Origin of the sequence: Pseudoalteromonas arctica A 37-1-2 (genome assembly GCF_000238395.3) — a bacterium.
Taxonomy (GTDB): domain Bacteria; phylum Pseudomonadota; class Gammaproteobacteria; order Enterobacterales; family Alteromonadaceae; genus Pseudoalteromonas; species Pseudoalteromonas arctica.
Window position 1 is genome coordinate 328,909 of sequence record NZ_CP011026.1, and the last position, 23,870, is coordinate 352,778.

At 39.7% G+C, this 23,870-nt stretch carries 21 protein-coding genes; 16 read left to right on the forward strand and 5 right to left on the reverse strand.

The window, feature by feature from the left end:
• Positions 1-149: 149 nt before the first annotated feature.
• Positions 150-1,805, reverse strand: coding sequence for an RluA family pseudouridine synthase (locus PARC_RS18960; protein WP_010553643.1), 1,656 nt, complete (start codon positions 1,803-1,805; stop codon positions 150-152).
• A gap of 321 nt (positions 1,806-2,126) precedes the next feature.
• Here PARC_RS18960 and poxB point away from each other — a divergent pair, with 321 nt between their 5' ends.
• The 3 genes from poxB (at position 2,127) to PARC_RS18975 (ending at position 5,574) form a co-directional block, all read left to right on the forward strand.
• A complete protein-coding gene (gene poxB, locus PARC_RS18965; RefSeq protein ID WP_010553644.1) occupies positions 2,127-3,851 on the forward strand; it encodes a ubiquinone-dependent pyruvate dehydrogenase in 1,725 nt (574 codons plus the stop codon).
• Positions 3,852-3,997: 146 nt separating this feature from the next.
• The gene (locus PARC_RS18970) at positions 3,998-4,516 is read left to right on the forward strand and encodes a TetR/AcrR family transcriptional regulator (RefSeq protein WP_010553645.1); all 519 of its coding nucleotides are present in this window, start codon (positions 3,998-4,000) and stop codon (positions 4,514-4,516) included.
• Positions 4,516-5,574: an alcohol dehydrogenase family protein gene (locus PARC_RS18975; protein WP_010553646.1), complete on the forward strand. Its 1,059-nt coding sequence runs from the start codon at positions 4,516-4,518 to the stop codon at positions 5,572-5,574. The genes PARC_RS18970 and PARC_RS18975 overlap by 1 nt, the downstream gene beginning before the upstream one ends.
• Before the next feature lie 61 nt (positions 5,575-5,635).
• Here PARC_RS18975 and PARC_RS18980 read toward each other — a convergent pair whose 3' ends face one another.
• The 3 genes from PARC_RS18980 to PARC_RS18990 all read right to left on the reverse strand — a co-directional run bounded on the left by PARC_RS18980 (position 5,636) and on the right by PARC_RS18990 (position 9,200).
• Positions 5,636-6,862 carry a threonine/serine exporter family protein gene (locus PARC_RS18980; RefSeq protein ID WP_010553647.1) on the reverse strand — a complete coding sequence of 409 codons (1,227 nt, stop codon included), beginning with the start codon at positions 6,860-6,862 and terminating at the stop codon, positions 5,636-5,638.
• Positions 6,863-6,978: 116 nt separating this feature from the next.
• Complete coding sequence (locus tag PARC_RS18985; protein WP_010553648.1) at positions 6,979-8,208, reverse strand: glycosyltransferase; 1,230 nt, start codon at positions 8,206-8,208, stop codon at positions 6,979-6,981.
• Positions 8,205-9,200: a LacI family DNA-binding transcriptional regulator gene (locus PARC_RS18990; RefSeq protein WP_010553649.1), complete on the reverse strand. Its 996-nt coding sequence runs from the start codon at positions 9,198-9,200 to the stop codon at positions 8,205-8,207. The genes PARC_RS18985 and PARC_RS18990 overlap by 4 nt, the downstream gene beginning before the upstream one ends.
• A gap of 166 nt (positions 9,201-9,366) precedes the next feature.
• On the opposite strand from PARC_RS18990, the gene PARC_RS18995 reads away from it, so the two are divergent.
• From PARC_RS18995 to PARC_RS19050, 12 genes are all read left to right on the forward strand, one after another.
• The gene (locus PARC_RS18995) at positions 9,367-11,829 is read left to right on the forward strand and encodes a S9 family peptidase (protein ID WP_010553650.1); all 2,463 of its coding nucleotides are present in this window, start codon (positions 9,367-9,369) and stop codon (positions 11,827-11,829) included.
• 71 nt (positions 11,830-11,900) lie between these two features.
• Positions 11,901-12,518, forward strand: coding sequence for a LysE family translocator (locus PARC_RS19000; RefSeq protein ID WP_010553651.1), 618 nt, complete (start codon positions 11,901-11,903; stop codon positions 12,516-12,518).
• A gap of 304 nt (positions 12,519-12,822) precedes the next feature.
• On the forward strand, positions 12,823-13,551 hold the full coding sequence (locus tag PARC_RS19005; RefSeq protein WP_010553652.1) for a hypothetical protein: 729 nt from the start codon (positions 12,823-12,825) through the stop codon (positions 13,549-13,551).
• Positions 13,551-14,453, forward strand: a complete 903-nt coding sequence (locus PARC_RS19010) for an LPP20 family lipoprotein (protein WP_010553653.1) — start codon at positions 13,551-13,553, stop codon at positions 14,451-14,453. Before PARC_RS19005 ends, PARC_RS19010 begins: the two co-directional genes overlap by 1 nt.
• A gap of 8 nt (positions 14,454-14,461) precedes the next feature.
• Positions 14,462-15,592 (forward strand): hypothetical protein, encoded by a 1,131-nt coding sequence (locus PARC_RS19015; RefSeq protein WP_010553654.1) that lies wholly within the window; start codon positions 14,462-14,464, stop codon positions 15,590-15,592.
• On the forward strand, positions 15,589-16,956 hold the full coding sequence (locus PARC_RS19020) for a hypothetical protein (protein WP_010553655.1): 1,368 nt from the start codon (positions 15,589-15,591) through the stop codon (positions 16,954-16,956). Before PARC_RS19015 ends, PARC_RS19020 begins: the two co-directional genes overlap by 4 nt.
• Positions 16,957-16,965: 9 nt before the next feature.
• Positions 16,966-18,261 (forward strand): hypothetical protein, encoded by a 1,296-nt coding sequence (locus PARC_RS19025; protein ID WP_010553656.1) that lies wholly within the window; start codon positions 16,966-16,968, stop codon positions 18,259-18,261.
• Positions 18,261-18,974: a hypothetical protein gene (locus PARC_RS19030; RefSeq protein ID WP_010553657.1), complete on the forward strand. Its 714-nt coding sequence runs from the start codon at positions 18,261-18,263 to the stop codon at positions 18,972-18,974. Before PARC_RS19025 ends, PARC_RS19030 begins: the two co-directional genes overlap by 1 nt.
• Before the next feature lie 19 nt (positions 18,975-18,993).
• Positions 18,994-20,211, forward strand: a complete 1,218-nt coding sequence (locus PARC_RS19035) for a murein transglycosylase domain-containing protein (protein WP_010553658.1) — start codon at positions 18,994-18,996, stop codon at positions 20,209-20,211.
• Position 20,212: 1 nt separating this feature from the next.
• Positions 20,213-20,782, forward strand: coding sequence for a hypothetical protein (locus PARC_RS19040; protein ID WP_010553659.1), 570 nt, complete (start codon positions 20,213-20,215; stop codon positions 20,780-20,782).
• A gap of 134 nt (positions 20,783-20,916) precedes the next feature.
• Complete coding sequence (locus tag PARC_RS19045; protein ID WP_010553660.1) at positions 20,917-21,387, forward strand: DUF4234 domain-containing protein; 471 nt, start codon at positions 20,917-20,919, stop codon at positions 21,385-21,387.
• A gap of 320 nt (positions 21,388-21,707) precedes the next feature.
• A complete protein-coding gene (locus PARC_RS19050; RefSeq protein ID WP_010553661.1) occupies positions 21,708-22,199 on the forward strand; it encodes a DUF2798 domain-containing protein in 492 nt (163 codons plus the stop codon).
• A gap of 72 nt (positions 22,200-22,271) precedes the next feature.
• Here PARC_RS19050 and PARC_RS19055 read toward each other — a convergent pair whose 3' ends face one another.
• Positions 22,272-22,784 (reverse strand): MarR family winged helix-turn-helix transcriptional regulator, encoded by a 513-nt coding sequence (locus tag PARC_RS19055; protein ID WP_010553662.1) that lies wholly within the window; start codon positions 22,782-22,784, stop codon positions 22,272-22,274.
• A gap of 180 nt (positions 22,785-22,964) precedes the next feature.
• Between PARC_RS19055 and PARC_RS19060 the strand changes: the two genes are divergently transcribed.
• A complete protein-coding gene (locus PARC_RS19060) occupies positions 22,965-23,852 on the forward strand; it encodes a haloalkane dehalogenase (RefSeq protein ID WP_010553663.1) in 888 nt (295 codons plus the stop codon).
• The last annotated feature ends 18 nt before the right edge of the window (positions 23,853-23,870 follow it).

A 23,870-nucleotide genomic window follows, 5' to 3' on the forward strand; every position in this document is an offset into this window, starting at 1 on the left:
AGGAAATACTTTTCTACATTGCTTAATAAACTTGGGCTTGAACAGTTTTTTATACTCATTATTGAAAAAATAAGACCATAAACGATATCAATTTAATTAATAAAAACCAACACATTGTATAATATAGTCGTTGTAGCTATGTGTTTTTATTAAAAATCTGCAGCTACTTCAAACTCTAATCGTTTAAGTGTAATTGGGTGAGTAAACGCTAAATACTCAGCGTGTAAATGTAATCTATCGGCTTTTTGCCCGTAATGTGTGTCGCCTATAATTGGCATGTTTAAACCTAAACTGTGCGCGCAATGCACTCTTAATTGATGAGTTCGCCCTGTTTTAGGGTATAACTGTAATCGAGTAATGTTGTTGTTACGCTCTAAAACCTGCCAGGTAGTAAGTGATGGCTTACCATGTTTGTAACACACCATTTGGCGCGGTTTATCATCAAAGTCGAGCATTAATGGTAAATCAATTACTCCGCTATCCTCAGCTACGTTGCCATTAACTAACGCGACATAACGTTTATCTATGGTGCGTTCAATAAACTGCTTTTGCAGTGCTTTGTGCACGCGTTTATTAAGCGCAATCATCAATAACCCTGAGGTCGACATATCTAATCTGTGTACAATTAGTGGGCCTGATGCCTCTGGAAACTGCGTTTTGATTCTCATATAAACTGAGTCATCAATATTAACGCCAGGCACAGATAAAAACTCAGCGGGCTTATTTACCACAAGTAAGTCGTCATCTTTATAAACAATACTTAAATCTTTACCCTGAGCTGGGTTGATAAGTAGCGGGTTATCTTCAACATCTAAACCCTTTAACATATGCCCAAGTATTGGTTGGCATTTACTGTAACAAGAAGGGTAGTAGTTTTTATGCTGCCTAATTGCTGATTTAGGTGCTGCTCCCCACCAAAACTCTGCCATAGCAAGTGGTTTTAAACCATGCTTATAGGCGTATTGTAATAATTTAGGCGCTGCACAATCGCCAGCACCCGAAGGAGGAGTGTGCTCAGGTAATGCTGCAAAAATAGCATTTAAGTCTGTAGTTTCACCATTTGCATTTAAAAATTGGTACTGCGCAAATAGCTTTTTTTGTAAGTTTTTAGAAAGCGTTTTACGGCGCTTTTTTAAATGAGCAATTTCATCAGAAATATTGATGTGTGTTTGCTGCAGTGACTCGATTATATTTTGCCAATAGGATTTAAGTGCCAGCAGTTGCTTTTTTTCTACGATACTTTGCCCTGCAAGCTTATTTTTTAACTGCTCAAAATCACTTTCGCTAAGCTCTAATTCGCCTTCGGTACGTTGTATTTTTCGTTGCTGACGACCGGCTTGCATCACTGCCTGTTGGGCTAATAGTGCTTGCTGGTAGCTTTGTGTTGCATCATCAAGTTTGCTATTAACTTCATGCAGTTGTTCGCTATTTTCTAATTGCTCAATTTGAGCATTAATATCGTTAATTATTTTACTTTGAGTCAAATAGCTATCGTCTTGCAGCTGCATGCTAGAAACAGGCGGCACAAAGCTAATATTGCCCTTATCGTCTTCAATTTGCCCCGAATAAGCACTTAAAAAGCCTAATTGTTGCTTAGTATTTTGCACCACTAAAACCCCAAACATTTTACCGGCATTTTCTGCTTTTAAATGCGTTAACGTTTCAAGTTGTTGCTGTAATTGTTTTGTGGCTGCTACAGCTAATGGTTGCGGCTCGTAATAAAAAGGGAAAGTAAACTTTTCAGGAAGCGCGAGAGAATCAATATTTTGAGAAAATAATGTAAAGCACGAAGCAGAATTTGACATAGAAGTAAGAGAAAAGCATTCAGTAAAATAATTGAGCGCATAATAACATATTCATAGTTAAGCCACTAAAAATCTCGCACCCGCATATTCATAAACACTTTAAAGCGGACATTCATGTTTTATGTATCAGTATGGGGGCGCAGCAAACCTAGGAGTATCGTTTGTTAGTAAAGTCTCAGTAGTAATATATCTATCATTATCAGAATACCTAAGCTTATCGATTCTCAATAATTGAGCGCATTTCGAAACGATGACTTACTTGATAGAGCAGAGGCGAAAAATCAATTTACAGAATAACTGAATATTTAGGAGTTCTATATTATGAGTCAAAATATCGCAAGTTTTATCACTAAAACCCTCGAACAAGCTGGCGTAAAACGTATTTGGGGAGTAACTGGCGATTCACTTAACGGCATTAGTGAAAGTCTGCGAAAAATGGGAACAATTGAATGGCTAGGAACGCGACATGAAGAAGTTGCCGCATTTGCGGCCGGTGGCGAAGCGCATTTATCAGGCGAGCTTGCAGTGTGCGCGGGTTCTTGCGGCCCAGGTAATCTTCATTTAATTAACGGCTTATTTGATTGTCAGCGCAATAATGTACCGGTATTAGCTATTGCCGCACACATTCCTTCATCTGAAATTGGCAGTAGTTATTTTCAAGAAACCCATCCGCAAGAATTATTTAAAGAATGCAGTGTATATTGTGAAATGGTGTCGAGCCCTGAGCAAATGCCGTACCTGCTAGAAACCGCAATGCGACAAGCAATACTAAACAAAGGCGTGAGTGTACTTGTGCTACCTGGCGACATTGCATTAAAAGATATGCCCAAAGCTATTAAGCCAAAATGGAACGTGCCAAAGCCAGCAACGTATACCCCTGCTTTATCTGATATTAAAGCAATGGCGACTCATCTCAATAAAAGTAAAAAAGTAACCTTGTTGTGTGGTGCTGGTTGTAAGGATGCCCACGACGAAATTGTTGCGCTAGCCGAAAAATTACAAGCACCGATAGTGCATGCCATGCGCGGTAAAGAATTTATTGAGTACGATAACCCTTACGATGTTGGTATGACCGGATTTATTGGCTTTGCGTCGGGCTATCATGCAATGCAAGAAGCCGATACGTTACTTATGATTGGTACTAGTTTTCCTTATCGTGCTTTTTATCCTGAAAATACCACCATATTACAAATTGATAATCAGGCTGCGTCACTCGGGCGACACGTGCAAATTGACTGTGGCGTGCTAGGGGATACTAAAAATTCAGTGACCACACTGCTTGATTATATTAAAGGCGAACGGACAAGTTCGCACTTACAAAAATGTGTTAAAAACTACAAAGAGTCTCGACAAGATCTTGATGAACTTGCCAGTGGCAAAACCTCGCAAAACTTAATTCACCCGCAATACCTAACGCGTTTACTAAACGAGCAAGCGGCTGACGATGCTGTTTTTACTTGTGATGTAGGTACGCCAACAGTGTGGGCTGCGCGTTATTTATCAATGAATGGAAAGCGTAGATTAATTGGATCGTTTAATCATGGCTCTATGGCAAATGCCATGTCGCAGGCAATGGGAGTTCAATCTGTTGATAGAGACCGCCAAGTCATTGCAATGTGTGGCGATGGTGGCTTTTCGATGTTAATGGGCGATTTGATCTCGCTTAAACAGCTTAATTTACCAATAAAGATTGTTGTTTATAATAATCGCTCACTTAGTTTTGTGGCCATGGAAATGAAAGCCAGTGGGTTTTTATCAAGCGATACCGATTTAGAAAACCCAAGTTTTGCTAAAATTGCAGAGGCTTGTGGCTTAAAAGGGATTCATGTGGACGACCCTGAAAAATTACCATCGGCAATGAACGAGATGATGAACCACTCAGGACCTGTTGTTTTAGAAGTAGATACCGCAAAACAAGAGCTTTCAATGCCGCCGCAAATTAAACTAGAGCAAGCAAAAGGCTTTAGCGTTTACATGATGAAGGCGTTGATAAACGGCAAAGGAAACGAAATTGTAGAGCTTGCCAAAACTAACTGGTCACGCTAAGTGAGTTACTTTTCTTAGAAATTGATAGCGCTCTAAAATTGCACGAGTGCTAATTAATAAAACCGTATAATTTTTTGAATATTGACCATGTAGAATGAATGCTCTACCATGTAGGTAGAGTGTTCGTTCTACATAGGTTTGATACTATGCTTAAACAAGAAATAGCAGGGGCTTTAGAAGTCGCCTTTAGTCAGTATGGCTTTGCTGAGCCAAGCGTCGCAAAATTGCAAAAGCTGAGTGGCGTTAGCCTTCGCACGCTATACAAATATTACCCTTCAAAACAAGCTATGATCGTTGCTGCACTTGAGTATCGACATCAGCGCTATATCGCATTTTTACTCGAAAACGCTCCAGCTAAGGGAGCCGATTGCATAGTGCATATTTTTTCACGATTAAAGCATTGGATGGAGCAATTTGCCCCTAATGGCTGTTTGTCGATTAATGCGCTTAGTGCTTTTCCTGATGATTTAGAAGTTAGTAGCGCCGTGCAAAAACACAAAAATGAGGTGAGGCAACTGCTTGCACAGCAAAGTCTACAGCAGTCACTTGCCGATGTTTTATTTTTACTACACGAAGGCGTTTCGAGTGCATGGCCTGTAATGGGTGACATCGCCGTTATTTCTGCGCAGCAGAGCGCTTTATTACTAATGAAGGGGAAAAGCTAATGACTCATTTACCAAAAACTATGCAAGGTGTTCAGCTTACAGGGCATGGTGATTTTAGTATGCTTAAATACGCGGCTAACATAGCACTGCCAACACTTGGCGCAGACGATGTTTTAATTAAAGTTATGGCAGCGGGTGTTAATAATACCGATTTAAATACGCGTTTAGCTTGGTATTCTAAACAAGATGAAGGTAGTGAAGATGCAAGCTGGTCTGGTAATGCTCTGGTATTTCCACGTATTCAAGGTGCTGATGTGTGCGGTGTTATTGTTGCTGTTGGCAATAATGTAAAGCCAAATAGAATTGGCGAGCGTGTACTTATTGAGCCTTGTATTGTTAATGCTGCTGGTAAAGAGCTTGAAACACCGTGGTATTTTGGTTCTGAATGCGATGGTGGTTTTGCACAATATACCTCTGTTGATGCAAGTCATGCTTATAAAGTTAATAGTCATTATAGTGATGTGGAACTTGCGTCATTTCCTTGCTCGTACTCCACAGCCGAAAACATGCTTTATAGGTCTAACGCAAAACACGGCGAAACCGTTTTGATTACTGGTGCATCTGGTGGCGTAGGCTCAGCTGCTGTGCAACTAGCTAAAGCGCGTGGCGCATACGTTGTGGCTGTTACAAGTAAAAGTAAGGCGCAGCAATTAAAAGATTTAGGTGCAGATAACGTTATTTTTCGAGAAGACGATTTAGTCCAAGCATTAGGGAAAAACAGTATAGATGTCGTTGTTGATTTAGTTGCTGGTGAGCAATGGCCTAAATTATTAGACGTATTAAAACCTAAAGGGCGTTATGCGGTTTCAGGTGCAATTGGTGGCCCGTTAGTTGAGCTTGATATACGCACACTTTATTTAAAAGATTTAAGCTTTTTTGGCTGCACAGTGTTAGAGGCTGGGGTATTTAAAAACTTAATACGCTTTATTGAGCAAGATAAAATAAAGCCAATCGTGGCGCATACTTTTCCTCTTACACAAATAGTAAATGCACAGCAGGCGTTTAGTGAAAAACAACACGTGGGTAAGATTGTATTAACTATCCCTCATGGTGATTAAGTTTATTTTAAAAGCTCGCTATGCTGTAAAAACGCAGCGAGCTTTTGCCCCAAAGGGAGTTTTACAAACTCTTTTTAGGCGGTAGGGCTACGTTTGCAAATATTAGTCCTGCAACAAGCGACATAAATATTAAAAACGTTTGTTGGCCTATGTGCTCTGCATATACAAAGTCTTGGCCTTCAATGAGTGAGTTTAAGCCAATATAGGTTTTGCTACCTGGTACTAATACAATCAGGCCTTGCATGGCAACAATAGAGGCCGGCGCATTAGCAACGCGGTTAAACAAGTTACTAAATATACCCACCGATAAAGCACCTACAAACGTACCTAACGTGTAATCAAGGTACATAGCCGAGCCAATACTGGTGCCGTACGCTATAAAGCCTGATGCAATAGACCAAACTGCGTGTTTAAGTTTGGTTCTAAAAATAACGATTAGGCTGCTACAAAGTAAAAATATAGCCAGCCATGCGGTCCACTTTGGTAATGGTTCAGGTTGTACAAAATCGGCTTGCCCAAAGAGTGCAAAGCCAATACCTATGCCAATAAAACCGCCAAAATACAGTTTAAATAGCAGCATAAACGAGTCCATGACTCGCGCAGTACCTGACACTAAATGCCGTGCTGCCAGCTCAGCTAAGCCAAGCGCAAGTGCTAAACCGGGTATAAACACAATAATGGCTGAAAGTACCACCAAGCGTATATTTATCTCAGGTGTTATATACACGCTTACTGCACAGGCAAGTATGGCCGATATTATTGCCACTAATGGCTCAAGCATATGTGCTACGCGTTTTGAGCGTCCAGACCAAAGCACAAACACATAAACAACTAAAGTAAGTAGCGATGACCAAATAACATCAGTCCAGCTAGTACCCATTAACATTGCAAACGCACCACCAGAAGTTGCAAACGCAACGCCCGTAACAAGTTTATTGTATGGGTTTGGCATTACAAAAATAGCGTCTAGTTGCGCATCAACTTCTTGTAAACTTAGCTTGTCGTCAAGCATTTGGTTTACAAGGTCGTCGGTGTCGGCAAGTGAGCCTAAATCGTGATCGCCAGGGTCTACACGTGCAACATGGGTGTACTCGTCTTCGTGGCCATCGGTCCAAATAACAAACGTTACAGAGGTTGGCGACATAACAAACGACGATTTAAGTCCTAAGTATGTAGCCACTTCCATTAGGTGGGCTTCTAGGCGGTAAGCAGGCGTACCATATTTGTGAAGCATTTTACCCAATTTAACGATAAATTTGCGTTTTTCTGTAAAGGTTGCAGTTTTCAAATCTTTTTGGACCAAATATTGCGATAACTAAGCTAAAAATATAGACAATACAGCTAAAAATGCCCACGTTTGATGGGCGCGATTTTAAACACTAATTGGTGCGTGTCTAGTCATTTTTAATCTAATTTTTTATTTTTTTCGGCTATCCATTGCGACATGTATTGAGTGCTGCGCATTGTATGATGTTTGAGCATTTGGCCTGTGAAGTTTTTTTCGCGATGAGCGTTTAAACCACTACTTATTGAATCGACTTTTTGAATTAACGCAGCGCTCAATTGTACTTTGTTGTAGAGCGTATTAAGGAGCGTGTTGCCATCTTGCTGCGCTTGTTCAAAGTCACTTTGATTGGTGTACATTTCAATGGCAGCATTGGCAAAGTCATCGGCGGTGTTGGCTATTTTACCCGGCCATGGTAAATCGTTATGCATGCCTTCTGCGCCAATATTGGTGGTAACGCTGGGTGTTTGCATAATCATGGCTTCAAGCAATTTACCTTTAATGCCTGCACCAAAACGCAGTGGTGCTAAACATACGCGTGCGCTTTGCATTACATCAAACGCATTATCGGCCCAACCTTTTATTAAAAACCCTGTTTTAGGGTTATTTAGTGCCGTGGCTTTTGGTGGTGGGTAAGAGCCATAAATATGTAGTTCTGCTTTTGGTAGTTGCTTGCGAATAAGTGGCCATATTTTTTGTAGGTAAAGTACAGCATCCCAGTTTGGCGCGTGTCTAAAGTTACCTATGGTCATAAAGTGCTGGCGCTGCTCAAACGTTTTTGTACTTGTAGGCAGTGAGCTTAAATCGACCATAAATGGTAAATGGTGTAATAAGCTTGGCTCTATTTTAAATACGCTGTTTAGTAGGCTCATTTCGTAACTTGAAATAATTAAGCTTAGGTCGCAGCGTAAAATAGCGGCAATTTCGCGTTTTGCTATGTCTGAGTGTAAATCGCTGGTTGTAAAATCACGCTCACCTTTAAATGCTTCGTGGCGAGCGTTACGCAGACATTGTAAATCTTCGGTATCTAAAATTTTAATTGCGTGTGGGCAATGTTTATCGATGCGCCAGCCAAATTGTTCTTCCATCATAAAACGGTCAAACATGACTATATCTGGATTATAGGCTTTAACGTATTCGTCAAAGCTGTCGCAGTTTAGTGCAATGCTTTGACTGGTTATGCCGAAGTCGTCAAGGTTTACCATATGATCGGTGCGCTGCGCGGGCGTTGCAAATTCAACGTCCCAGTTTTGCGCTCTAAATGTATTTAATAACGACATCATGTGCGTTCCCGCAGCAGACGAATTTGGCTCTGGCCATACGTAGCCAATTACCAGCACTTTTTTCATTGGCTAGAATCTCTAATTTGTAAGTTTACATTTACCAGTGTTTTTACTGGCGGGGCTGTATTTTGTAGTAGCTCTTGCAGTATTAAAAGGCACCGCTTGGCTATATCAGTTGTACTTATGGCCACAGTGGTTAAGTGATCATTTATAACCGCGCTATTAGGAATATGGTGGCAGCTCACCACTTTAATACAGTGATGTGTTAATGAGTTAATAGCAGCAATAACACCTTGAGCAATAATATCGTTTGCACACACCACTGCGTTTAATGTTGGGTTGTGTTTATATGCTTCTATAAATGCATTTTTAGCGCTAAGGGCTGTGTTTACTGCGCAGTGAATGGGTGCTAATGGTGTAATGCTGTGCTGCGCGCAAGCGGTATTAAAGCCACTTTGTAGTGCTTGTGAATCACTTAAAGTAAGTTCACTGCCTATAAATGCAATGTTTGTCACGCCTTGTGAGAGCAAATGCATACTGGCTACGTGGCTGGCTTTTTTATAGTCGGGTAATACGCAAGGAGCTGCGCTAAAGGGCACTTCACTCATTACGGTAATTACTTTGTGTTGCGCGCTGAGCGTATCAAGCCATTTGGGGCAAGTACTAGCAACGGGGCAAATAATAAATGCAGCAGCGTTGTATTCTTTTAAGTTTTTAACTGCGTTTGCTTGTAGTTCAAGACTATTATTACTGCTTACAATCATGGCTTGTAAGCCATTGTCGTTTAACAAAAGTTGTAGGCTGGTAGCAAGGTGTGCCATAGCTGGGTTAGTTAAATCGTTTATTACTATGGCCACTAAATTTGAGCGCTTTGAGCGCATAGCAGCGGCATCACGATTATAAACGTATCCTAGCTCATCAATCGCTTTGAGTATTTTTTGTTTACTTTTATTGCCCACTTTATCGCTTTGGGTAAGCACCAACGATACGGTTGATTTTGATACACCAGCACGCTCTGCAACATCAAAAATAGTGACTGATTTGGCTTTGTTATGCATTGTATTTTAAGTACCGCAGTGGTGAATAAATAGCGCTGTAGTTTAGCTTAATCAGCACTATTAAGTCATCTTTTAGAGGTGTTTAACTTACCTTAATACTTTATGAACAAAGTAAAACGTGTTTATATACGCTTATAAGAGTAAAAAATAACAAAAGGATAAAAACATGAGCGCTTTTAGGCTGTTAGTTGCCTTTATTTGTTGTGCGGCAATAGTACCAACAAGTTACGCCGAGCAGGGCTATCAAACCCCATCACCTGAACTTGCAGCATTGGTTGACGCTAAGTTAGCACCCACTAGTTACTTATCGAGCGATGGCCAGTGGCTAGCGCTTTTTGAACGCAAACGTGTAGTAACCCTTGATGAACTTGCAAAAGAAGAGCTTAAGCTTGCTGGTATTAAGCTAAACCCCGCTAATTTTTCGCGCTCTCGTGTGAGTGCCAAATTTAGTGCCGTGGAGCTAAAGCATGTTCAAAGCGGGTCGGTTATCAGTATTAATAACTTACCTAATGGCATTATTCGCTCTCCTAAGTGGTCATCTAATAGTCAATATTTAGCCTTTATTGTTGAGCAACCAACCCAAGCCAACTTATGGCTTTACAGCGTTGAAACTAAACAAGCAAAAGAGCTTTCAAGCGCTGCATTAAATTCGGTATTAACTGCCTCACCATATAAATGGCTGCCAGATAGCAGCGCCATTGTTGCAAATCTTGCTGTTAATTTTGGTAAGCCAAAGCTTGAAAATAACAGCCAAAACGTAGTGCCTGTTATTCAACAAAGTACTGGCGAGAAAGCGCCAGCACGTACTTACCAAAATTTATTAACAAGCCCGTTTGATGAAGCACAATTTAAGTTTTACGGCCAAGGGCAGCTGGCTTACGTAACGCTTGATGGCAAGACTCAAGCAATAGGTAGCCCTTCTTTATTTAAATCGTTTTCGGTGTCACCTGATTCAACCAATATTTTAGTTGCCGGTATTAATGAGCCGTTTTCGTACCAAGTGCCTTACAGCCGATTTGCAAGCACATGGCAAATATGGGGCATGCGCGGCTATGCATTAGCAGAGCTGGCAAAACAGCCACTTGCCGATAACATTCCACAAGGTTACGACAGTGTACGCACTGGCCGCCGTGATTTTGAATGGCGAGCCGATCAAGGTGCAGAGGTTATTTGGGCCGAGGCGCAAGATGGCGGCGACATGAAAACCGACGTTGAGCATCATGATTATGTTTACAGCTTACGTGCACCATTTAAACGCGAGCCTAAATTATTTGCCAAAGTAGAACGCCGTTATGCGGGAATGGAGTGGGGCAACGAAAACGTAGCCATGCTGACAGATTGGCGCTTTAGCGATCGCCAAGTACGTACTTACATAGTGCAACCACGAAATGCCGACAGAAACCGCGTGCTATTTTCAGAACGTAGTTATAACGATGCGTATAAAGACCCAGGTAATGCAATTTACGAGCGCAACGATTTAGGCGCAAACGTAATTAAAATTGTAGGCGGGCGTTATATTTACTTGCGCGGTAATGGTGCTTCAGAGCAAGGTAATGTGCCATTTTTAGATAGGTACGATGTTAAAACAAATAGCAGCAAGCGTTTATGGCAATCAGAAGCGCCATACTACGAGCGTGTTCGCGCACTGCTTGATGACGAAGGTGAGCGCTTTATTACTATTCGTGAATCTAAAACTGAGCAACCTAACTTTTTTATACGTGATTTAGATAACGACACGCTAACGCAATTAACGACATTTGAGCACCCGTACCCTGCATTTAAAGGCGTAACTAAAGAGCAATTACGTTATAAACGCGACGACGGTGTTGAGCTTTCGGGCACGCTTTATTTACCACCAGGGTACGATAAAACACAAGGGCCGTTACCGGTACTTATGTGGGCTTACCCACTTGAATACAAAGATAAAGCCGTAGCATCGCAAGTTCGCGAATCGCCTTATGCATTTACCTACATTGGTTATTGGGGGCCAATGCCTTACCTTGCTAAAGGGATTGCCGTGTTTGACGACCCTAAAATGCCAATTGTAGGTATTGATGGCAGCGAGCCAAACGATAACTTTAGAAAGCAGTTAGTATCAAGTGCGCAAGCAGCTGTTGATGTATTGGTTAAAAAAGGCATTGCCGATAAAAACAAGATAGCCATAGCAGGGCACTCATACGGTGCATTTATGGTTGCTAACTTATTGGCTCATAGCGATTTATTTAAAACAGGTATTGCCCGCAGTGGCGCGTATAACCGCACATTAACGCCGTTTGGTTTTCAAGGAGAAGAACGTGACTTTTGGCAAGCACAAAGTGTGTACGCTAATATGTCGCCGTTTTTCCATGCTGAAAAAATTAACGAGCCAATGCTAATGATCCACGGCCAAGAAGATCCTAATTCTGGCACTTTCCCAATGCAAAGTGAGCGCATGTACGCAGCGCTAAAAGGTTTAGGTAAAGATGCTCGCTTAGTAATGCTCCCTTATGAAGCACATGGTTACCGTGCGCGTAAAAGCTTATTACATGTATTGTGGGAACAAGAACAGTGGTTAGATAAGTATTTGTTAAATGGTACAGCAGAGCCAGTAGAGGTTATTACTGAACCCGTGGTAAGTACTGGGCAATAGTAATAAACATGAGTAAGCAACAGCGCGGCTACTTATAGCCGCGTTTTTGCTTTTAATATGAGAGTAAACTAATGATTGATGTAGCAGCACTTGCGGTTTTTATTCCTACGTTCTTTTTTGTGTCTATCACCCCAGGTATGTGTATGACTCTTGCCATGACACTCGGTATGAGCATTGGCGTGCGCCGCACATTATGGATGATGATAGGTGAGCTGTTAGGCGTAGCAACCGTTGCTATAGCTGCGGTATTAGGCGTTGCAAGCGTAATGCTAAATTACCCAGATGCGTTTGCCATTTTAAAGTGGGTAGGCGGTGCATACTTAATTTATATTGGCGTTAACATGTGGCGAGCCAAAGGCAAAATGTCGGTTGATACCTCAAAACCAAATGACGTAAGTCGGAAGTCGTTATTTACGCAAGGTTTTGTAACCGCAATTGCTAACCCTAAAGGGTGGGCATTTATGATCTCGTTATTACCGCCGTTTATTAGTGTTGAGCATGCTGTAGCCCCTCAGCTTTTAGTATTGCTTGGCGTTATAATGACCACCGAGTTTTTAAGTATGTTAGCTTACGCAACAGGCGGTAAAAGCTTACGTTTATTTTTAAGCCGTGGTGATAATATTAAATGGATGAACCGAATAGCGGGCAGCTTAATGGCTATAATAGGCGTGTGGTTAGCATTGGGCTAATTCTCAAGGCTGATAACAAACTTATTTGAGTGATATCTGTATAGGTCAAGGTGTTTTTTTGACCTCAAATTAAGCAAATAGAGCTATTATACAAAAATGAGCCAAAAGTATTAACCTAAGCTGAATGCCTTACTGTGGTTACATTTGTTGCTTTTTTTTATGGATAATAAAATTTTCTTTATTTTTTTGTGTTGCATTTTTTTAAAAATTCGATGATTCTAGTTACATATTCAAGGAAGAATGAATTAAGTCAATAGCTTAGCTTTGTGCTTTCTTGCCTTTTTAACGTATAAGGAATTACCTCATGAAAAAAGCTATTCTATCTGCACTTATTTTTGCACCTCTTTTTGCTGGCTGTGTTTCAACAACCGACACTAATACTTCTGCTAATTTAGATCGTAATGCTGCTGTTTCTGACCTTACAACTCGTATGGATACTTTAGGCTATTTTCATCCGGTAACAATACAAGTTGGTATTGACGAATTTTTAAATATGTCTGCAATTATACTTGAACGTCAGCGCAAAGTTATGGGCGAATACCGCACTCAAACAGATAACTACCGTGATGTACAAGCCTTTTTATATGCCCATCAAAAATCAACACCTGAAGAACTTCAAGCAGCTATTGCTGAATTTGATGCCGGTGCAAAAAATAAAGATGAAGAAATTGGTCATAAAATCGCAGCTTATAACTTAGCAAATGAAGGCATTTATCAGCAAAATGTTGCACTTGCGACTGATTTAACTGTCGAAATTGCTAAGTCTGCTTATATTTTAAGTCAATATAGTACTGCAGTTGCTCAAGCGACCGCTATAAACGTAGGTGGTAAATACGTGACTAGTTGGTTATCTAGCGACGAAGAAAATACAGATTCTGCTAAAGAAGAAGATTCTAAAGATATAGGCACCGCGCTTATTAAAGCAAAAGATCAACTTGCGTTAGCACTTGAAGCAAACGACATTATAGAGCTTGAGCAAGCAACAATAACTGCTATAAATGAGCTACAACTTGAGCAAGAAGCGAAAGGCTAATGAAAACAAGCATTTTTGCTTTTTTAATAGCATGTGCTTTTAGTTGTTCTGCTCAAAATTGGCCTGATTGGGTAACCCAACCGCAAAAAAGTGATGAATATATTACTGCGGTTGGTATAGGTGAAAGTCGCTTAGCTGCAAAGCAAGCGGCTTTAGCCGATATTATCACTCAATTAAGTGTTGATGTAAGTACGCAGCAACTACAAAAGCTAACAAAGCAAGATAACCAATCAAGCAACTATTTTGAACAAGCAACTACTTTAACTAGCTTACCGTTTACGTTGACTGGGCTAGAAGAGCTTAATGCGCTTGAGGAAAATAATTTATTTGCTTTAAAAATGGGTGTTAAAAAATCGGTTTTAGTGAAAAATCTTAAATCTGATTTATCAAAGTTATCTCGCATTTCTGCGCCAGAAAATAACAACGAACAACGCTTTATTTGGGCGCTTAAAAATAGTGGCGAACTTAATGTTGCGACAAAAAAATTAGCAGTATTAGAGCACCTTTCCGGGCCTAAGCTATTTATTCAATCGACTTTAAATAATTTATTAACTGAACAAGCAAAGGCATTAAATGCTGTTTCTTGCGATGTGATAGGCGCTAATAATATTAGCGAGATTAAATCTGCACTCAATAATGCACTCCCTCATAGCGGCGATACACGCTTATGGGTGCGCCCTCAAATACGCTGGCAGTATGCTAAATCTAATAATAAATACTCTGCTAAAGCTATTTTAACTCTAGCGCTTACGCGCAGTTCAACCCCTTTTAAAGTGTTATTGCAACAGGATCTTGTTGCGCAAGAAAGCGCTGCAACACAAGAAAATGCAAAGCAAAAAGCAACCAATAATTTAGTACAACAACTTAAAGCGCCTGCTAGCCAGTGGCTGTTTGATATTTAGGAATAGCAATGAAATTAGTAAAAAAATTAGCTCTATCTGCACTAACACTCGCCTTATTAGCTGGTTGTAATTCTACACCACAGCAAGGTCGTTCTACTCAGCAGGGTAATGTGAGTAATACTGCTTCAAATGCTGTTATAGCTAAAAGTGCATACATATTTAACGATGCAGATATAACTATGCCAGCTTATTTTGATACACAAGGTTTAGAACGTTGTACGTTCGATGTAAATAATGAAACCGACAGCTGCCCACTTAAAAAACCGATTGTACGTATGTACTTTGACTTAGCAGGCGTGAGTGGCAGTGGTATTGGCGTTGATGCGATGCGTGAGTTTGATAATAAAAACTTATTACTCATGCTTGAAAATCAATTTGCAGGTATTAATCGCTTCAGAATAGTAACCCGTGATGATGACGCTATTTCAAAAGAGCAGCAATTAATTTTACAACAGCAAGGCGTAAAAACAGCGGCCAAACGTGCCGAAGTTAAAGCATTAATCCCCGATTTTGTGGTAAAAATTGATTCATTAAGAACACTAAAAACTGAAGGCGCGATTACAGATTGGGCCGATTACACATTAGAGCTAACAACCGGTGTGATAAATCCGCAAACACGTGAAAAGCTATCGCATCCTAATTTAGGAAAGATTCGCGTTAAATCTGAAGATATACGCGATCGCTCGGAGCTAAAATTCACGACAGTAAGCGGACGATACGCTGCAGGTTTTCACTTTGATCAAAGTGCTCATGTGAATGCGGTACTTAGTGACATGGGATCGCGTGGTATTGATATTTTACTTACTCGTATGTTGAGTGAAATGCCTGCAACAGCACAGGTATTAGGTATTAAAGGCAGTAAAATTAGTTTAGACCGAGGCCAAAATGCGGGTGTATTACCTAATGAAACAATGATTGTTTTTAGCTATGAAGCTGGATTCGTTGAGCCAATTGGCGTTGCAAATGTAAACCCTTCTATTAACAGTGCCCAAGGCGAAATTATCCGCTGGAAAGATTCTGATATGGCTGATGATGTTAAAAATAAAGCCGAAAATGGAATTTATCGCCCATCAAATGGTACAAAAATATTTGCTGTTTCTGTAGGTACTCCAGCTGACTTTTTGGAGAATCGTACATGATAAAAAAGCTTGGCTTATTAGCATTATGTTCTTTGAGTGCGCAAGCTCAAGTGGATGTATTGTCTGATGGTACGCTACAAACACAGGCATGTGCATATGGACGAGGTAGTACGGCTATTTCGGGTGCAAAAACCCAGGCTAGTGCTGAGCTTATAAGTTTTATTAAAGGTAATAAAAGCCTAACAACCCAAAGTGCGCAGCAACATTTAACAACAAGTTTAGATAATGATGCCGCCAGCTTATATGAGCAGCAACGCACTACGATGATGGAAGGTTTGAGTGCTGGTGCCGTTCCTTTAAATTACTCAACGCCAACGCTTAGCGGTAACGACACTTGCATGACTGTCAGTATTAATCCGCAAGAGTTAGGAGAGCCGCAAGAGCAAAACTGGCAGCAAACCACTCAAAATATTAGTGTAACAGTAATAGGCCAAGGCTGGAAAAAAGAAGGTAAAACAGCACTGACGATTGCAGAGCAAGATGCTCTGCAGCGTGCTGTATCGCAAGTTGTAGGTGTGTGGCTTACTCAGCAGCATACTCAATCATCAAGCACGAGTATGAATGTTGTTGATGGTAACGAATCAACAAATATGCAAGAGCTAATAGGGCAACAACTTTCGAGTCATAGTGAAGGGCTTGTTAAAGAATGGCAAACGCTGCAAACCAAAGAACTGCAAAATGGAGGTGTGGAAGTCACCGTTATGGCTGTTGTAGAAAAAGCACCTCTCATTCAAAAAGCATCTAAATTACTGAGCATGATTGGTTCGCCTAGAGTGCAAGTTATTGCGCCAGAGCCATTAAAAACAGAGCTGAAAGTTTGGCTAAACGAGCAAGGTATTGAAGTTGGTAACGCGGCTAGTTTAGTTATTTATGCAAAATCTGAAGTGATTAAGCGAGGCAATAATAGACAGCTTTATTTAAGTGCTGACGTTAGAGATTTAGCTGGAAATATTTATGGTCAGTGGAAAAACGATCCTTCATTTATGTCTTTGCCTAATGACCCTTACGTAGAAAAAGATTTAATGGCAGTACATTTGGCGAGTGAGTCACAATCAAAGGCACTTCATAACACGCTTAATAATGCATTTACTCAAGTTGTTGCAAGAGGGGGGTTGGTTCGTGAAATCATGCTGCCAAGCAATAAACTAACGCAACCAGAAAAATTGCATGATGTATTAAGTACGTTAGGTGGAGTGAGTGATGTATCTATACATAAACAGCAAAAATATACTGTAGCCAGCCTTAGATTTAAAGGTAATACCGGTGAACTTGCTCATGCGCTCGATCAGGCGCTCATAACAATAACAGCAAAAAACCTTTCAAAAATTACAGTCGAAGACGATTTTACACTCAGGTACAAATAAGGATAGATGATGAAATTAAAAATATTAACATTAGCAATGGTTTTAGCTATGCCTGCAATCGCAGCGGAAGAATTTAGCTTAACAGATATGATCCCAGCTCGCCCTGGCGCACAAGTAGCGGGTGCTGAACAAGCACAGGTTTCTGGCGATGTAGTGGTTGCAAAAGATACAAACGTTGCAGTTGCTGTTGCTCATCAGGCACTAATTGATGACGATGAAGATGGTTTGAAAATGATACAAGTAGGTAGTGGTACGGGTATTTTATCTATTGGTAGTGCCAGTTATAACACCTACGAAAATATTAATGCGACCTTGTTGTCTAAGCGTGGTGCTTATAACAAAGCCTATTTAGTAGCTAAAAAGCAGCTTATTGAAAATATGAAAGGTGTCGAAAATCAATGTTCTAATTTAGTATCGGCAACCTCAGATAGCATCGATTCTGGAGCTGAAGGCGCCGTTAATGAACAAACAACCGCGTTGGAAAATTGTAAAGATTCTGTATCTGGTTCTTTAGCTGGGTTCGTCACCTATGATGTATATGATGATGTAGAGGAAAACTTAGTACGGGTAAGCTTAATTTCTACTCCAAAGACGCGTTCGCAAATAAAAGGAAATCGTGGCGCAGTGGCGGTGACCACAGATCCTAATACTATTTTCAAACAAGTGATTAGCGATGTTAAATCAGGAGTACTGCCGCCTGTGGGCGCAAAAGTATTAACCAACGCACAAACCGGAGAAGTAATTATACTTGGTTATGGCTCGGCAATTATTCGTCAAAATCGCAGTAAAAATGTGGCGCGTAAGCTAAAAGGTGTTGCTAAATCACAATCTCAAACCCGTGCTCGTTCAGCTTTGCTTGCTACAATGCAAGGCGAAAAAGTATATTGGCAAGGTGGTTTTGATGAGAATCAAATGGAAGGTACAAACCAATTTGAGTATGACGATCCTAACTTAAACGACCCACAACAAGTAAAGGTGTTAGAAGAGGATCGTAATACTTTCTTGAATCAAGTTAAATCATCTGATGAATATGCGACTATATCAAAAGGAAAATTACCACCAGGTGTGAGTGTTAAAAGTTTTTCAAGTGATGATAACTTATGGCAGTACAGCGTAGCTGTTTATGCGCCAAGCTTAGAAGCTACAGCGCGACAAGCAGCTAAAGAGATGGAAGGTAATAACGTCCAAACTGTTAACGGTGTAAGTCACCACGGCCACAAGATAAAAGCACATGGAGGTTTAAACGAAAAAGCAACTAACCCTCAGGGTGTATCAGGTAAAGTAAGTAGCGAGAAGGAGCTTTAATGCTATCTGGGCTTATTAGCTTGACGTTGGTGGCTTCGGCCACCTTCGATTCAGCGACGACCATCGAAAAGCAAACTGCTTTTTTTAAAAGCCAAGTAAATGGTGAATTTGCCCGAGTAATGGCACTTAAACCAAAGCTAAAAAATGCATTAGAAAATGCCTGCAGAAATGCGTTAACCATTCCAAAACGCAATGAAATAAGAGTGAAATTAGCAAAAAAGCTAACTATTGATATTGATCCATCGATAAGCTTTATTGATGCACATACCTCTGGGTATAAACAGGAAAAGCAAGGCGATTGGTTAACGTGTACGGCTAAGGTTGAAATACAAGACCCATCTTTAAACGAAGCTGGGCTTGCTATTAGAGCTGCTTGGCAAGTAGGTAGCCAAAAAGATAAGGCAAACTTACGCCCTTTACTACAAGTTGCATTGAATCACCCTACAACAATGTCTGATGCGGTAGCATTAGCTGCTGCTCTGTCGCCAGAGGAGCAACGTTTGAACTATCTCGATAAATATTTAAAAGCGAGTGAGTTAAAACTCGATGAAGCTAAAGCCTCTGTTGCACAAACGTGGTTTGTTAATGAGCGTTATAAACAAGTTATTTCGCTAACTCAGCAATGCGAAAGCATAGACTGTAAGCGTTTAAGTTTAGCCGCTCAAACTGAATTTGATAATCTATCTGCTGATGATTTAAGTAGTTATTTTTAATTTTATAGGGATATAAAAAATGCACTCAAAAGTTAAAATACTACTAAAAATTAGCGCGTTAGCTTGTTTAACACTGAGCTTAAATAGCGTAGCTCAAACAAGTGAAGAAGCCGAATTTGAGGCTTTTTTAAAAGCGCGGCAAAGTGAGTTTAGCCAGTACGAGCAGCAGCAAAAGCAAGAATTTGAAGCGTTTGTAAGTGCCTGGCATGATGCGCAAAGTGCATATTTAAAACAAGTAACCCAAAAGTGGCAAGACCCAAACCTGCCAAGTTCAAAAGTGTGGGTAAAATACAGTGATGATTTAAATAAACGCACCAGTGTGAATTTTGAAAGTGGTGAAGTCGTAGTTGAGTTATTAAATAGCCAAAACGACGAACAAGCTGTTGAATATGCAAAAGATCAATTAAATGAGCTTTCGCAAGTAACGGTAAATAAAACACTTGCAAATGATCCGGTTTATATTGCGGCTAATAACACAATAAACAGCAAAAGTTTTACCTCAACGGGTAAGCCTTTAAATAGAAAAATTGAGCAAAGTAAGTCACCAACAACGATTCAACCTAAAAAAATAGCCGAGCAAACAGTGCTCTCTACAGAGATTATAGAGGAGGTGCTCACTGCTAAGGCGCCTGTTATAACTAAGCAAAAAGACAGAGTAACAATTAGCTACCAATTGCCTACTAATACACTTTCCAATCAAGCCAAACGTTATTTACCTGATGTGCAGCAACAAGCTAAACGTTATAACTTAGATCCTGCATTATTATTGGCAATTATACACACTGAATCAAGCTTTAACCCGCTTGCACGTTCGCCAATTCCTGCTTTTGGTTTAATGCAAATAGTGCCTACTTCAGCGGGTAAAGATGTGAGCAAATTTTTGCAAGGTAAACCGCTATTACTTAGTCCTGAGTACTTATTTCAGGCTGATAATAACGTAGAGGCAGGTAGTACTTATGTGCATATTTTAAGTAATCGTTACTTTAAAAATGTACGTAACGAGCAATCAAGAATTTATATGAGCATTGCAGCTTATAATACGGGCCCAGGTAACGTAGCCAAAACGTTAAGTGGCTCTAAATCACTTAATCAGGCAAGTATTGCTGCTAATTCAATGTCTGCAGACAAAGTTTATACCTTAATGGTAAACAATTTACCTGCGCAAGAAACCCGTAATTATTTACAAAAAGTGGTTAAACGCACCGCTTATTATCAAGAGCAATTGAAAGGAATTTAAAATGAAAAAATTATTACCAGTTATAGCCGCTTTAGCTTTAGGTGCGTGTTCAAGCACTGAAAACACACAATCTGCGCCATTGGCAAAAAACGATTCAGTACCAAGCTGGGTGTTATTGCCTGTGTCTGATAAAGGTTTAGCGTCGTCGTCATGTGTTCCTTGGTCGGGCAGTATGTCTACCGACAGAGCACAAGCTATTGCAGCAGCTCGCGCTGATTTATCACAGCAAATACAAGTTAAAGCAAGCGTTATGGACAAGCTATACCAACGCAAAGCGCAAAGTAATGATTCGCTAAATGTTGGTGGAACGTTTGAGCAAGTAAGCAAGCAAGTTGCGCAGCAAAGCCTTGTGGGCGCTATTCCACAAGAAGTTGCATTTGCTAAATTAGACGGTGTAAAGCAGCTTTGTACATTTGTTGTAATGAGCAATACACAGGAAACGTTTAATAACCTAGTTTCTCAATCTGGTAAGCGTTTAGATCCTAGTTCACGAGAAGCGCTTTACGAAGAGTTTAAAGCTCAAAAGGCAATGAAAGATCTTGAAAAAGAGTTAGATAATTTAAATAAGTAAATTATTGAGTTAAATACTAAAAACTAAATTTTAATATTTAAAATGATAAAAAATATAATTCAGACTAATAAATTTTTATAGGACTAATATTTATCATTAGTCCTAATTCAATCGAAATAAAATAAGGAGACATAATGTCATCAATCACGGAATTAAAAGACAGCATCAACACTAAAACTTTGAATTTAGTGCTTTTAACAGTTGTTACTGCAGGTATTTATGCAATTGTATGGATGTTTTTAAATACACCAAAGCTAGAAAAAGTAGCTTCAAAAAAGATAGCTGACAATACATTTCTGATTTGGTTAGCTGTGTGTGTAGGGCTAGGTGGTGCTTTGACGAGTACTGGTGAGGAGTCTTTAGATATTATTGCTGGTTTACTTACTATTGCCTCTTGGGTCTTATATATTATTTGGTCTTTCCGTGCAAAAAGTGCTTTACAAGAATACGCATTAACAGAGCATAAAGTGGATCTTAGAATGAATGGTATTTATACTTTCTTCTTAACTATTTATTACATCAATTATTGCATTAACGATTTACCAGAAGCTCAGAGAAAACAACAAATATTATCAGGGCAAGAGCCTAAAGCTGATAATTTATAAACATTATTTCCGTAATTTAACAGTTGGCTTTAGTAAAATATAGCCAACTTTTTGCTATCTAATGAATTATAAACCCTCGTAAGTTACATGTTTAAAACCAATTAATGTATTCACTTTATCGCTTAAAACACTTTTCTAGCATTAGCTAGCAGAAACCCTACCATTCTTATTTTTCTATAGAAAAATTACTTTTTTGGTATCTAGTTACTCCTTATGTTTAAAATAAAACTATTGTTTAGGAATTTGAAGTTAGTTGACAGTATCAATTAATTTGGTATGGTAGACTTTGTCATCTAATTTAAAACCGAAGGTATGCCTAAATGAGTACTCCTGTAACCGTAAATCCAGTAATGGTTGAGCCTAAAAAAACACCTGTAATTTATAAAATACTGGTTATGGTAAGTATTATCACTCTAATCGGCGGTACTCTAACTGGCATTATGACTTATGTGAATGTGGGTGTTACAGAGCACTTTTATGCCGACTGGTTTACCTCATTTATAAGTGCAGTATTGGTTATGGCGCCTGTTGGTTTTGTAATGATGACCTTAATGCATAAGCTAGTTGCCCAGTTATTACCTAATAGCAGTGAGCTAAAACGTAATTTATTGATTAGTGTTTTTATGGCGCTGATAATGGAGTCGGTGATGGCGTTTGTTACCGCTACTAATAATATTGGCTATGCAGATATGCGTGTATTTGTAACTGGATGGGCTGAAGGGTTATTAGCCGCATTACCAATAGGTTTAACTATAATGCTGATAATGTCGGTTACGGTAAAACCTAAAATAGAACGCTTTTTAAAGAGCTAACACTTTGAGCGCTAACGTATTAAAGCAAATAATTTAATACGTTTATAGTGGGCAGATGCATGAAGTAATTAGTTACTTAATTGAGTTTTCTACCGGGCAGCCTTGTTTACGGCATACACCTTCGTTACATAATTTGCATATTTTACGTGCTTCTATCTGCTCGCTTGTTAGGCTGCCAAGCGCTATTTCCATCAAACTTAAAAAGCTTTTTTTTTGTTCATCATTAAAGTTGTTTAGTATTTTAGAGGTGGCTGTTTCTCGGCTGCTTAGTACTAGTTCAACCCTTTGGCTTCCTTTATCAGTTACGTATAAAACAACAGAGCGAGCATCTTTTGCTGACTTTCGTCTTTCTACAAGTTCTTCTTTTTCAAGCGTATTTATTAATCTAACCGCACCAGAATGCGTTAAGCCTAAAACCTTGCTTAGTACATCGATGGTTTCATTTGGGTGATTGTAAATAGTGACCAGTGCCGCTTCGTGGCTCAAGCTTCGCCCGCCTAATTCGGCAATCTGCTTTTCAATGTCATTAGAAACAGAAGTAGCAAACGTGCCGATTAAATTTGATATATATTTTTCATTTTTCATAAATTTAATTATATGTGATTCGATCATATAAATATAGTGACAAATTAAGCGCCCTCATTTATTATATGACTCAGTCACGTATATTGACTCGAAATTAGTTAATCTACTTCGAATATTACACAAATTAGATGAGCGAGGATTTACCGCCAGCTCATCAGTTAAATAGAGCGATATAATTAAATGAAAAATGATTCAGAAACATTACGTTATACAAAAAAGTTTAAAACTGTATTAGATAAAAAGATGGCCTACATAGATGAAGGCGAAGGTGATCCTATTGTGTTTTTACATGGTAACCCTACATCTAGCTTCCTTTGGCGAAACGTTATGCCCTATTTGCAAGGAAAAGGGCGTTTAATTGCTATCGATATGATTGGATTAGGAGATTCACAAAAGTTAGATAACACCCATGAGGGCAGCTACTCACTTGCTGAAAACAGCAAATACACATTTGCACTTTTAGAAGCGTTGGGTGTACATAATAACGTTACCTTGGTGCTGCACGATTGGGGTTCAGGCGTTGGTTTTAACTGGGCTAATACACATCGTGATGCTGTAAAAGCAATTGCGTTTATGGAAGCAATTGTTACTGACTTTCCAACATGGGACGATTTTCCTAAAGATTTGCACGGACCTATTGGCACTATGCGCTCAGCTGAAGGTGAAAAAATGGTGCTTGATGACAACTTTTTTATTGAAACAATATTACCAGCGACCATTGCACGCAAATTAACGCAGGCAGAGCATGATGAGTATCGCAGACCCTTTATTAATTCAGGAGAAGATCGCCGTGCAATTTTAGCAGGGCCTCGCCAACTGCCCATTGCTGGAGAGCCTGCCGATACCGTGGCTTTAGTTAAAAGCTATGCGAGCTATTTAGCTAACTCTCACGATACTCCTAAGCTATTTATTAATGCTGAACCGGGTGCTTTTTTAGTTGGTTACGCAAGAGATTTTGTGCGCACATGGCCAAACCTAACTGAGGTAACCGTAAGCGGTATTCACTACATCCAAGAGGATTCACCGCACGAAATAGGTAAAGCTATTTCAGATTGGTTACCAAGATAAAAAAGGGATGTATTAGTA

Bases quoted from the DNA above. Each gene is read 5' to 3' on its own strand.
- PARC_RS19000 (WP_010553651.1), top strand. From the start codon at position 11,901: ATGATTGATGTAGCAGCACTTGCGGTTTTTATTCCTACGTTCTTTTTT.
- PARC_RS19030 (WP_010553657.1), top strand. From the start codon at position 18,261: ATGCTATCTGGGCTTATTAGCTTGACGTTGGTGGCTTCGGCCACCTTC.
- PARC_RS18990 (WP_010553649.1), bottom strand. From the start codon at position 9,200: ATGCATAACAAAGCCAAATCAGTCACTATTTTTGATGTTGCAGAGCGT.
- PARC_RS19020 (WP_010553655.1), top strand. From the start codon at position 15,589: ATGATAAAAAAGCTTGGCTTATTAGCATTATGTTCTTTGAGTGCGCAA.
- PARC_RS18995 (WP_010553650.1), top strand. From the start codon at position 9,367: ATGAGCGCTTTTAGGCTGTTAGTTGCCTTTATTTGTTGTGCGGCAATA.
- PARC_RS19055 (WP_010553662.1), bottom strand. From the start codon at position 22,784: ATGAAAAATGAAAAATATATATCAAATTTAATCGGCACGTTTGCTACT.
- PARC_RS18985 (WP_010553648.1), bottom strand. From the start codon at position 8,208: ATGAAAAAAGTGCTGGTAATTGGCTACGTATGGCCAGAGCCAAATTCG.
- PARC_RS18970 (WP_010553645.1), top strand. From the start codon at position 3,998: ATGCTTAAACAAGAAATAGCAGGGGCTTTAGAAGTCGCCTTTAGTCAG.
- PARC_RS19060 (WP_010553663.1), top strand. From the start codon at position 22,965: ATGAAAAATGATTCAGAAACATTACGTTATACAAAAAAGTTTAAAACT.
- PARC_RS18975 (WP_010553646.1), top strand. From the start codon at position 4,516: ATGACTCATTTACCAAAAACTATGCAAGGTGTTCAGCTTACAGGGCAT.
- PARC_RS19025 (WP_010553656.1), top strand. From the start codon at position 16,966: ATGAAATTAAAAATATTAACATTAGCAATGGTTTTAGCTATGCCTGCA.
- PARC_RS19010 (WP_010553653.1), top strand. From the start codon at position 13,551: ATGAAAACAAGCATTTTTGCTTTTTTAATAGCATGTGCTTTTAGTTGT.
- PARC_RS19035 (WP_010553658.1), top strand. From the start codon at position 18,994: ATGCACTCAAAAGTTAAAATACTACTAAAAATTAGCGCGTTAGCTTGT.
- PARC_RS19040 (WP_010553659.1), top strand. From the start codon at position 20,213: ATGAAAAAATTATTACCAGTTATAGCCGCTTTAGCTTTAGGTGCGTGT.
- PARC_RS19050 (WP_010553661.1), top strand. From the start codon at position 21,708: ATGAGTACTCCTGTAACCGTAAATCCAGTAATGGTTGAGCCTAAAAAA.
- PARC_RS19015 (WP_010553654.1), top strand. From the start codon at position 14,462: ATGAAATTAGTAAAAAAATTAGCTCTATCTGCACTAACACTCGCCTTA.
- PARC_RS19045 (WP_010553660.1), top strand. From the start codon at position 20,917: ATGTCATCAATCACGGAATTAAAAGACAGCATCAACACTAAAACTTTG.
- PARC_RS19005 (WP_010553652.1), top strand. From the start codon at position 12,823: ATGAAAAAAGCTATTCTATCTGCACTTATTTTTGCACCTCTTTTTGCT.
- poxB (WP_010553644.1), top strand. From the start codon at position 2,127: ATGAGTCAAAATATCGCAAGTTTTATCACTAAAACCCTCGAACAAGCT.
- PARC_RS18960 (WP_010553643.1), bottom strand. From the start codon at position 1,805: ATGTCAAATTCTGCTTCGTGCTTTACATTATTTTCTCAAAATATTGAT.